The sequence below is a fragment of the Craurococcus roseus genome (assembly GCF_039523795.1).
In the GTDB taxonomy this organism is placed as follows: Bacteria; Pseudomonadota; Alphaproteobacteria; order Acetobacterales; family Acetobacteraceae; genus Craurococcus; species Craurococcus roseus.
The window spans coordinates 1-11,349 of record NZ_BAAAFZ010000052.1; the positions used below are offsets into that span (position 1 = coordinate 1).

An 11,349-nucleotide genomic window follows, 5' to 3' on the forward strand; every position below is an offset into this window, starting at 1 on the left:
GCGGGGGCGGCGCCGGCGGCGTGTCGAGCGGAGGGGGCACCACCGGCGGGGGCGCGATCGGCGGCGCGGGCTCGGGGGTGCCCTGCGCCGGCGGGGCCGGGGGCGGCGCCTCCGGTTCCGGTTCCCGCCCGCGCAGCCGCCCGAGCCAGTCGCGCAGCGCCATGGCTACCTCGCCTCCCCGGCAGCGGTTGCCATGAGCCCGGCGGCGGCGGCCGCGGCGGCGCGCCCGCGCAGGAGCGCCCCGCGCGGCACGGGCGCCGCACCGTCCGTCAGCCGCAGTGGCGCGAAGTGCTCGGTGTGGCCGCGGTTGCCGGCCTCGAACAGCACCGTTTCCTCCTGGCCGACGCGCCCGGCGCAGAAGCGCGCCGCCGCCGCGGCGCCGGCTTCGCGCAGCCGCGCCGCGCGTTCGCGGCGGAGCGGCACCGGCACGGCCGGCATCCGGGCGGCGGGCGTGCCGGGGCGCTCGGAGTACGGGAAGACGTGCAGGAAGGAGAGTCCCATCTCCTCCACCAAGGCGAGCGTGTCGCGGTGGTGCGCGTCGGTTTCGGTGGGGAAGCCGGCGATCAGGTCGGCGCCGAGGGCGATGCCGGGCCGCGCGTCGCGGGCGCGGCGGGCGGCGGCGAGGGCGTCGGCGCGGCGGTGGCGGCGCTTCATCCGCTTCAGGACCAGGTTGGCGCCGTGCTGGAGGGAGAGGTGGAGATGGGGCATGAGGCGCGGCTCCTCGGCGAGCAGGCGCCACAGCTCGTCGTCGAGGGCGGCGGGGTCGAGGGAGGACAGGCGCAGGCGCGGCAGCTCCGGCACCAGCGCCAGCAGGCGGCGGACGGCGGCGCCCAGCGTGGGGCGGCCGGGCAGGTCGGCGCCGTAGGAGGCGATGTCCACGCCGGTCAGCACCGCTTCCTTGTGGCCCTGCTCCACCAAGTCGCGCAGCCGGGCCGCGAGGGCATCGGCCGGGACGGAGAAGGACGGGCCGCGGCCCCGGGGGATCACGCAGAAGGTGCAGGCGTGGTCGCAGCCGCCCTGGATCTGCAGGAAGGCACGGGTGCGCCCCTCCCCGGGGCCCGCGGCGGCGGGGGGCGGGACGGGGGGCGCCGGCGCTCCGCCGCCGCGCGCCCACGCCTCAGGGCGGAGCTTGTCCGTGTTGGGCACGACGCGGGCCACGCCGGGCAGCGACGCCCAGCGTTCCGGCGCGATGTGCGACGCGCAGCCCGTCACCAGGATGGGCGCGGCGGGGTTCCGCCGGTGGGCGGCGCGGATGGCCTTGCGCGCCTGTTTCTCGGCTTCGGCCGTCACCGCGCAGGTGTTGACCAGCACGGCGCCGCGGTGGCCGGCGCGCTCGGCCAAGGGCCGCATGGCTTCGGACTCCGCCGCGTTGAGGCGGCAGCCGAAGGTGAGCACCTCCACGCTCATGCGGCGGCGTGGGCCGGGGCGGCGGGCTCGGGGAGCGCGTCCAGGTCGAGTTCGCCGGTGAAGGCGGTGGCGACCGGGCCGGCCATCAGCACGTGCCCGTCCGCTTCGCGCCACTCGATCTCCAGTTCGCCGCCGGGCAGGACCACGGTGGCGCGGCGCCCGGTGAGGCCGCGGCGGTGGGCGTTCACCAGCGCGGCGCACGCGCCGGAGCCGCAGGCGCGCGTGGGGCCGGCGCCCCTTTCCCACATGGCGAGCAGGATGCGGTCGGGCGCGACCACCTGCGCGAAGCCGATGTTGGCGCGCTCGGGGAAGAGCGGGTCGCGCTCCAGCGACGGGCCGAAGGTGTCGAGGCGCAAGCGCGACAGGTCGGGGACGAAGAAGGTCGCGTGCGGGTTGCCGATCGAGCAGGCCGCCGGGTCACCGACCGGGCCGCGCGAGATCGGCAGGTGCAGGGTGTCGAACTCCCGCGCCAGCGGCACGTCGCGCCAGCCGAGGCGGGCGGGGCCCATGTCCACGCGCCAACGGCCATCGGGCAGCGCTACCGCGGGCAGGTCGCCGCTGACCGTGCGGACGGTGACGCGCGGGCGGCCGGTTTCGGCGGCGAGCAGGGAGGCGACGCAGCGGGTGGCGTTGCCGCAGGCGCCGGCCTCCGAGCCGTCGGGGTTGCGGATGCGCATGAACACGTCGGCGCCGCCGCCCTCGGCCGGCTCCAGCACGATGAGCTGGTCGCAGCCGACGCCGGTGTGGCGGTCGGCGACCGCGGCGGCGCGGGCCGGCGTCAGGCGCAGGTCGGGGCGGCCGCGGGCGTCGAGCACCACGAAGTCGTTGCCGAGGCCGTGCATCTTGCGGAACGGGAGCGTCATCACGGCCGGAGATATGCGGCCGGCGCAGGCGCGATCCAAGTGACGGTCCGGAGGCGGCCGGCCGGCCGCCAGGAACGCAGCCCCGGAACGGAACCCGCGCCCCTTTCCCGAGACCCTATGGCGACGGCCGGGGCCGGGGCTCGACGGCCGGCCCTACCCCGCCGCCTCCAACGGCGCCGCGCTCCGCGCGATGGCACGGCCGAGCGCCACCGCAAGCTCGTCCAGGCGGTAGGGCTTGCGCAAGGTTTGCACGCCGGCCGGCGCGCTGCCTTGGGCGAGCGGCTCGCTGTAGCCGGTGGCGAGCACCACGGCGACCCGGGGATGGGACAGGCGCAGGGCCGCCGCCAGCTCGACGCCGCTTATGCCGCCCGGCATCAGGACGTCGGAGAACACCGCGTCCACGCGCGCGCCGCCCGCGAGCACCGCCAGCGCCTCGGCCGCGCTCCCGGCGCGTTCCGTCGCGTAGCCCAGATCCTCCAGGAGCGAACAGGCGAAGGCGGCCACGTCCGGGTTGTCCTCCACCACGAGGACCGTCCTGCCGACGCCTTGCAAGACGGAGAGCCCTTCGGCTTCCGGCGCGCCGCCCGCCTCGACGGGTCGCGCCGCCGGCGGGCCGGCGGCGTCCGCCGTGCCGGCCCGCGGCAGGTGGAAGAACACCGCCGTGCCCCGCCCCGGTTCGCTTTCGACATGGATGTCACCGCCCGATTGCGTGACGAAGCCATGCACCTGGGACAGGCCCAGCCCGGTGCCCTTCCCCGCCCCTTTTGTGGTGAAGAAGGGTTCGAAGATGCGGGCGAGCAAATGCGGCGGTACGCCTTCGCCCGTGTCCTTGGCGGCGATGCACACGTACTCGCCCGCCGCGCGCTCCGCCGAGGCGCTGAGGGCGACGTTGCGCGCCTGGACAGTGAGGGTACCGCCTCCCGGCATGGCGTCGCGGGCGTTGACCGCGAGGTTGAGGACGGCCACTTCGAGCTGCGAAGGGTCAGCGTGGACGGGCCACAAGCCGGGGGTGATGTCGGTCGTCACCGCGACGCTGGGGCCGAGGGTCTGCCGCAGCAGCGCGGACATGCCCGCCAGCCGTTCCGCCACGTCGAAGGTTTCGGGCTTGAGCGGCTGCCGGCGGGCGAAGGCCAGGAGCCGCCCCGTCAGCTCGCGGGCGTTCTGCCCGGCCTGGATCATGCCTTCCAGGATCGCCGCGCGGCGATCCTCGGGCACGGCGGGGCGCTTGAGCAACGCCGCGCCGCTGGCGACCACTTGCAGGATGTTGTTGAAGTCGTGCGCCACGCCGCCGGTGAGCTGGCCGAGCGCCGCCAGCCTCTCGGCTTGGCGGGCCGACTCCTCCGCGCGGCGGCGCTCCTCCATCGAGCGCAGGAGGGCGGCGGTGCGCTCCTCAACCAAACGTTCCAGCTCGGCGCGGTGGCGGGCTAGCGCCGCCTCCGCCGCGCGGCGCTCCGTGACGTCGAAGAGCACGCCGATGAAGTGCGGGCCGTCCGCTTGCTCCACGCGGCGGCCGAAGGCCGAAAGCCAGCGCTCCTCGCCGTTGTCGGCGCGCACGACGCGGTACTCGATGCCGTAGGGCTCGCCATCGCGCGCGCAACGGTCCGCCGCTTCCGACACCCGCGCGCGGTCGTCCGCGTGGAGGCGGTCCATCCACATCCCGTAAGTCGCGCAGCCGTCCGGCCGTCGCCGGTAGCCCAGCATGGCGAAGTGATTGGCCGTCCAGGTCGCTTTCCCAGTGGCGAGCGCCACGTCCCAGGTGGCCATGCCGGCGCCCTCGACGGCCAGGCGCAACCGCTCCTCGCTCTCGCGCAGGGCCGCCTCGGCGCGCCGCCGCTCCGCAACCTCATGGCGCGCCGCGACGGCCGCAGCGGCCATCTCGGCCAAGTCCTGCACGAGCGAGATGTCGTCCTCGGACCATGCGCGCGGCGCGCCGTCGGTGACGCAGAAGGCGCCCAGCACCCGACCGTCCGGCGCGCGCAGCGGCGCTCCGAGGTAGGCCGCCACGTCCATTTCGGCCACGGCGGCGTTGCCGCGGGCCCGCGGGTGGGCCAGCGCGTCCGCGACCGCCAGCGGGGCGCCGTCCTCGACCACGTGCCGGCAAAAAGAGTGGCTGAGGGGGGTTTCGCGCGAGGAGGCCCAAGGCTCGGGCAGCCCTTGCTGGCTCTTGAAGAACTGGCGGTCGGCGTCGACCAGGGAAACCAAGGCCGTTCGGACCTTGAGGAGGCGGCAGGCCAAGCGGGTGAGGCGGTCGAACGCCGGCTCAGGCGCGCTGTCGAGCAGGCCTGTCCGGCGCAGCGCGGCGAGGCGGTCGGGAGCTGTGAGAGCGGCCCCGCCCTCGTCGCCTCCGGGCGGGGGGCGCTGCGGATGTTTCGGCATGGGACGCACGGTTTGATATAAGCGAAGCTTCCGTCGCGCAACTCCCGAATGTGTGCTCAGCGCTTCAGAATCGAGCCGAGTACCCCGCGTAGCACCGCCCCGCCGATCTTGCGGCCGAAGGTGGTGCCGAGGCTGCGGGCCATGGAGGTCGCCATGGCTTCCGCGGGGCTCTGCCGCCCCCTGCTCCGGCCGCCGCCGCTCCCGCCGCCGCCGATGATGTCGCCCAGCACGCCGCCCGGGCCGGGGTCGCGTTCGGCGGCCGGCGCGCGGCGCCCCGATCCGGCCGCAGTTCGGCGGGTCGGGGCGCGGGGGACCGTGGTGGGGATCGGCGGCCTCGGCGCCGGGGCGCCGCCGGTCCGCCACCAGGGATCGCCGCCTACCCCGCCGCCCCAAGGGTTGGCGCCGCGCGTCGGCGCGGCAGGGGCGGGCTCGGCGTCGGTGGCGGTTGTGGCTCGGCCTTGCAGGGCTTCGTAGGCCGAATCGCGGTCCAGCGGCGTGTCGTAGCGGCCGGCGAGCGGGCTGCTTGCGAGCGCGGCCTTGCGCTCCTCGGCCGTGAGGGGGCCGATGCGGCCACGGGGCGGGGCGATGCGGGCGCGCTCCACAACCGTCGGCGTGCCGTCGGCGGCGAGGGTCGAGACCAGCGCTTCGCCGACGCCAAGCTGGGTGATCGTCTCTTCCACGCGGAGCTTGGGGTTGGGGCGGAAGGTCTCGGCGGCGGAGCGGACCGCCTTCTGGTCCATGGGCGTGAAGGCGCGGAGCGCGTGCTGCACGCGGTTGCCGAGCTGGCCGAGCACGGGGAGCGGCAGGTCGAGCGGGTTCTGGGTGACGAAGTAGACGCCCACCCCCTTGGAGCGGATCAGGCGGACCACCGTTTCCACCTTCTCCACCAACGCGCGGGGCGCGTCGCGGAACAGCATGTGCGCTTCGTCGAAGAAGAAGACGAGCTTGGGCTTGTCCGGGTCGCCGACCTCCGGGAGTTCCTCGAACAGTTCCGACAGCAGCCAGAGCAGGAAGGTGGCGTAAAGGCGCGGGCTGTGGACCAGCTTGTCGGCGGCGAGCACGTTCACCGCGCCGCGGCCGTCGGGCGTGGTCAGCATCAGGTCTTCGAGCGAGAGCGCGGGCTCGCCGAAGAAGTGCTCGGCGCCGGCCTGCTCCAGCATCAGCAGGCGGCGCTGGATGGTGCCGACGCTGGCCTTGCTCACTTGGCCGTACTCGGCGCGCAGCTCTTCCGCGCGCTCGGCCACGTGGTTGAGGATGGCGCGGAGGTCCTTGAAGTCGAGGAGCAGCAGGCCCTCGTCGTCGGCGAGCTTGAAGGCTATGGAAAGCACGCCTTCCTGGGTGTCGTTCAGCTCCAGCATCCGGGCGAGCAGCACCGGGCCCATCTCGGCCACGGTGGCGCGCAGCGGGTGGCCCTGCTCGCCGAACACGTCCCAGAAGACGACGGGGCAGGCTTCGTAGGCGAAGTCCGTTTCGCCCATCTCGGCGGCGCGGGCGTCGAGCTTGGGGTTGGGCTTGCCGGGGGCGGCGATGCCGGAGAGGTCGCCCTTGATGTCGGCGCAGAAAACGGGGACGCCGGCGCGGGAGAAGCCCTCGGCGAGCACTTGGAGGGTGACGGTCTTGCCGGTGCCGGTGGCGCCGGCGACCAGGCCGTGGCGGTTGGCGCGCCTGAGCAGCAGTTCGCAGGGCGCGTCGCCGCGCCCGACCAGTATCGATTCCCGCGCCATGCCCCGAGGCTCCGCCGTTGCCCGCCCGTTCGGTATATCCGAGCGGGCGGGCGGGCGCAGCCCTGGGGGGCGGTTCAGGCGGCGGTGGCCCGCTTGCCGAGCAGCAGCGCCGCGCGCGCGGCGAGGCGGCGGCGGGTGGCCTGGGGCACCTGCCGGACGGCCTTGGCGCGCGGCAGCGCCATCTCGGCCAGCGGCGCCGGCGAGCCCGCCGCCCCGTGCTCGGCCCAGTTGTCGAAGGCCATGCGCGCCACGTTGTCCACGAAGGTCTCGGCCGCGACCCCCTCCGCGAGGACCAGGGAGTGGTCGGCGAGCTCCACGTGCCAGTAGGTGAACACCTCCGGCACCCGGGCCTCGCGGCGGACCGTCGTGCCGTTCACCAGCGCGCCGGCCTGCACCAGCGCCCCGTCCACCAGCAGCGCGTGGTCGGCGGAGACCAGCAGGTCGCGGCGCGGCAGGCCCTCGCCCAGCGCCCCGGCCGCGATCCGCACCGGCAGCACCCGCAAGGGGTCGCCGAAGCGGGTGGACACCGTCTGCCGCCCGAGCCAGCGGACCGGCTTGGCCCCGCCCCCCGCCGTCAGCACCAGGTCGCCGGCCGCCAGCGTCTCCACCGCGCGCTCGCCCGAGGGCGTCGCCACCAGCGTGCCCGCCATGAAGCACACCGGGTCGGTCTGGTCGGCGAACTCCAGGAACTCGGCGCCGTAGACCTTGGCCGTGCCGCCGCCGCCGACGGTGTCCGTGACCAGGAAGTGCTGGCCGCCGGCGTCCGTAGCGCTGGTGATCGTGTAGTCGGCCTTTTCGCCGGCGAACACGACCGTGTCGGCGCCTTCCCCGCCGTCGACGGTGTCATTGCCGCCGCCGCCGAGCACGACCACGTCGTCGCCGTCGCCGCCGAGCACGCTGTCGTTCCCGGCCTCGCCTTCCAGGGTGTCGGCGCCCTCGCCGCCCTCCAGGGTGTCGTCCCCGCTCCAGCCCCGGAGGCGGTTGTCCTCCGCGTCGCCGCGGATCAGGTCGTTGCCGGTGTCGCCCCAGGCGTCCTCGATGCTCACGAGCGCCGCGCCGGAGGACGTTGTGCCGGCGGCCAGGTCGATCGTGACGTCGGCCGCGCCGTAATAGGAGAACTCGTCCCGGCCGTCGCCGCCGTCGACCACGTCGCCCGCGTCGTCGGCGCCGTCGCCCTGGATCGTGTCGTCGCCGGCGCCGCCCCGGACGGTGTCCGCGGCCCCGCCGCCGATCAGGTAGTCCGCGCCGTCGCCGCCGTCGAGCGAGTCGGAGCCGCCGCCGCCGGCCAGGGTGTCGCCTCCGGCGCCGCCGAGAAGCGTGTCCTCGCCGTCACCGCCGTCGACGGTGTCGCCGCCGCCGCCGCCGATCACCGAGTCGTCGCCCGCCCCGGCGTCGATGGTGTCGCCGCCGTCGCCCGCCGGGTCGCCGGCCGCGTCGTCGCCCCAGAGCGTGTCGTCGCCGTCGAGGCCGACCACCGTGTCCGAACCGTCGCCGCCGACGACCAGGTCGGCGCCGGGGGTGGCCAGCGGGGAAAGGTCGTCGTCGCCGCCGTCGTTCACCGAGGTGGAGGCCGGCGAGGTCGCGGTCGCCGTGCCGTTGTTGCCGGCGGCGTCGGTGACCTCCGCCGTGTAGCCGTGGCCGCCGCCCGCCGCGCCGGCGTTGGCGAAGGTCCAGGCGCCGTTCGCGTCGATGGCGGCGGTGCCGACCACCACGCCGTTGTCCCTGATGGTGATCGTGTCGCCGGCTTGGTGGCCGGTGGCGACGCCGGTCAGGGCGGGGATGGCGCTGGTCCCGTCGCCCGGCGTGCCGGTGTCTTGGGCCAGCGCGACCGTGGTCGTGGCGGCCGGGGCGTTGGCGTCGACCGCGGTGGCGCCGGCGGTGGCGACCGAGAAGGCCTGCACGCCGTTGCCGGCGGCGTCCTTGATCGTGCCGTTGATGCCGGTGACGTTGACGTCGCCGCTGTCGGTCTGGCCCGCGGCGACCGTGTACTTGAAGACCAGCGAGCCGGTGCCGGAGCCGCTGGCGTAGGTGGCGGTGGCGCCGTTGCTCAGAGTCAGGGTCGGCGTGCCGGTGACGGTCATCGCCTCGCTGCCGGTCAGCGTGAAGCTCACCTCCTGGCCGATGCCGAAGGTGCCGGACGGGGCGGCCGCCGCCGTGATCGAGGGCGCGGCGGTGTCCACGGCGAGGGTGCCGGCGGGATTCGCCACGGCGCCGGCCGCGTTCACGGCGTTGCCGGCGGCGTCGCGCACCGTCACGCCGGCGGGCAGGTTGAGGCCCGTGATGGCGAGGTCGGTGGCCGACTGGCCGGCGGCCGGGGTGTAGGTGAAGGTCAGCGTTTGGCCGCCGCTGCCGCTGACGTAAGTCGCGGTGCCGCCGCTGTTCAGCGACAGCGTCGGGCTGCCGCCGGCGACAAACACGTTTTCGTTGAAGTTCACGGTGAGCGTGACGGGCTCGCCGGCCGCGAGGGTGCCGTCGTTGCTCCCGTAGGCAACGCCGGTGACGGCCGGCGCCGCGGCGTCGAGCGCGGTGCCGGCCGGCGAGGTCGCCGCGGCCGTCCCGCGGTTGCCGGCGCCGTCGGTCACGGCCGCGGTGTAGGTGTGGGTGCCGTCCGCCGCAGCGGTGCCGGTGGGCGTGAAGGTCCAGTTGCCGCCCGCGACGGTGGTGGCGGTCCCGAGGGCGGTCGTGCCGTCGAGCACGGTGACGGTGACGCCCGCCACGCCGCTCGACACGGTGCCGGACAGGGTGGGATTCGAAGTGATGCCGTCGCTGGACGAGGCGCCGGTGTCCGTGGCGAGCCGGATGGTGGTGGTCTCGGCGGGGGCCGCCTTGTCCAGCGCGACCGTCGCGCCGGGGGCCGGGTCGGTGAAGGTGTTGGTCGTCCCGCCGCTCGTCACCGCCACCTGGGTGATGGTGACCGTGCCGTCGCCCAAGCCGGAGACGTTGGCGTTGACCGTGCCGTTGCCGTTGAAGCTGGCCGTCACCGTAGCTGTGCCGGCGCTGCTCTTGAGGGTGACCACGGCGGTTTCGCCAGCGGCCAGGCCGTTGATCGTGATCGGCGTACCGCTCGCTTCCGAGGCGTTCACCAAACCGTTCGCGTCGCCGAAGGCCAGGGTCGGCTTCGTGACGGCGATGTTCCTGGTGGCGCCGTCCGCGAAGCGCAGGGTCTCGGCGCCATAGACCTTGTCGGCGCCGTCGTTGCCGTTGGCGGTGTTGGTGTCGGTGACGAGCGCGAAGGAGCCGCCCGCGTCCTGGCCGAAGGTGACGGCGTAGTCGGCCGCGTTGCCGGCGGTGGTGTACGTGTCGGTGCCGCCGCCGCCCGCCAGCGTGTCGTCGCCCGTGCCGCCGATGAGGGTGTCGTTTCCCGTGCCGCCCACCAGGGAGTCGGCGCCGGCGCCGCCCTCGATGCGGATCGCGGCGGAGGAGCCGCTGGCGTCGATGGTGTCGGCCGCGGAGCCGCCGAGGATGGTCTCCATGTTGCGGAGCACGTCGGTGCCGGTGAAGCCCGCGCCGCCCGCGAGGGTCGCGTTGTAGACGAGGCTCACCGAGGTCGTGCTGGCCGTGTAGCTGGCGGTGTCGGTGTCGGCGCCGCCGTCCAGGGTGTCGAGGCCGGTGCCGCCCACCAGCACGTCGTTGCCGGCGTTGCCGCTCAGGTACATCGCGGTGGAGGAGCCGGTCGCGTTGATGGTGTCGGCGGCCGAACCGCCGAAGATGGTCTCCACGTTCCGGACGGTGTCGGTGCCGCTGGTGGCGCCGGTGCCGTCCGCACCGGTGAAGCCCGCGCCGCCGGAAAGGGCGGAGTTGTAGGCGAGGCTCACCGAGGCGGTACTGGCCGAATAGTCGGCTATGTCGCTGCCGCCGTTGCCGTCCAGGGTGTCGTTGCCGCTGCCGCCGACGAGCGTGTCGCCGCCGCTGCCGCCGACCAGGGAGTCGGCGCCCGCGTTGCCCTCGATCCTGTGGACCCAGCTCGACCCGTTCGTGCTGATGGTGTCGTTGCCGCTGCCGCCCAGGAAATCGTCCATCCCGGTCATGCTGTCGGAGCCGCCGAGGCCGTCGCTGGTCGCAGTGTACTCCGCGCCGGTCACGTTCGTGTACGAGATGACGACGTTGCCGGTGCTGGTCCTGTAGTCGGCCGCGTCTTGGCCCGCTCCACCGTCGAGACGGTCGTTGCCCGCGCCGCCGGTGATCGTGTCGTCGCTGTCGCCGCCCAGGAGCGAGTCGGCGCCGGCACCGCCGTCGATGGTGTCGTTGCCGCCGCCGCCGGTAACGGTGTCGTCGCCGCCGCCGCCGTTCAGGACGTTGTTGCCCGAGGTCGCGGAGATGGTGTCGGCGAGGGTCCCGCCAGTCAGGACGTTGTTGCCCGCGCCGCCCTGGAGGTTGATCGCAGCGGTCGCCAAAGCGGCGTTGATCGTGTCGTTGCCCGCGCCGCCGATGATCGTTTCAAAACCGGACAGCGTATCGGTGCCCCCGACGCCGTCCGTGCCGGTGTAGATGTTGGAGCTGTTCGCAACGAGGTTGAGCGCTTGCGAGGTGGAGTTGAGGCTGTAGCTGGCCGTGTCGATGCCGTTGCCGCCGCCGCCGACGACGCTATCGTTGCCTAATCCGGTCGGAGTCGCGCTCGCGTTGCCGCCGATGTTGAAGACGTCGGACTGGTTGCCGCCGGTCAGGGTGTCGTTGCTGGGGGTGCCGTTGTAAGTGGCCATGAGAGGGCTCCGAGACGCGGGGCAGGTCCGCGCGATGCGGGATGCGTTCGGCCGGTTTGATAACGGAACGTGAATGTGATTTCCTACTGGTAGAAATGCGATCTTATTTTTCTCTAAAAATGTGTTAAAGGCCGTGCCGCGGACGCTCCGGGACGTGCGCGACGGAGCCATCCATGGACACGGTTTTCCCAGCGGCCGCCCCCGCCGGCGGCGACCACGCGGGTGCCTCCCCGCGGCCGGGTCCGGCCACGGGCGGCGCCCGCGCCCCGGCGCGGCGCG

5 protein-coding genes are annotated in these 11,349 nt (G+C 74.4%); all 5 read right to left on the minus strand.

Translation table 11 applies throughout. The features are described from left to right. Positions 1 to 165 precede the first annotated feature (165 nt). The 5 genes from ABD067_RS16420 to ABD067_RS16440 all read right to left on the minus strand — a co-directional run bounded on the left by ABD067_RS16420 (position 166) and on the right by ABD067_RS16440 (position 11,070). Positions 166 to 1,407, minus strand: a complete 1,242-nt coding sequence (locus tag ABD067_RS16420) for a MiaB/RimO family radical SAM methylthiotransferase (protein ID WP_343896431.1) — start codon at positions 1,405 to 1,407, stop codon at positions 166 to 168. Continuing rightward, positions 1,404 to 2,270: a diaminopimelate epimerase gene (gene dapF / locus ABD067_RS16425; RefSeq protein WP_343896488.1), complete on the minus strand. Its 867-nt coding sequence runs from the start codon at positions 2,268 to 2,270 to the stop codon at positions 1,404 to 1,406. The genes ABD067_RS16420 and dapF overlap by 4 nt, the downstream gene beginning before the upstream one ends. A 153-nt stretch (positions 2,271 to 2,423) precedes the next feature. Beyond that, entirely contained in the window at positions 2,424 to 4,646 is a 2,223-nt protein-coding gene (locus ABD067_RS16430) for an ATP-binding protein (RefSeq protein ID WP_343896432.1), read from the minus strand. 56 nt (positions 4,647 to 4,702) lie between these two features. Continuing rightward, positions 4,703 to 6,370 (minus strand): helicase HerA-like domain-containing protein, encoded by a 1,668-nt coding sequence (locus tag ABD067_RS16435; protein WP_343896433.1) that lies wholly within the window; start codon positions 6,368 to 6,370, stop codon positions 4,703 to 4,705. Positions 6,371 to 6,444: 74 nt separating this feature from the next. Then, entirely contained in the window at positions 6,445 to 11,070 is a 4,626-nt protein-coding gene (locus tag ABD067_RS16440; RefSeq protein ID WP_343896434.1) for a Hint domain-containing protein, read from the minus strand. Positions 11,071 to 11,349 lie beyond the last annotated feature (279 nt).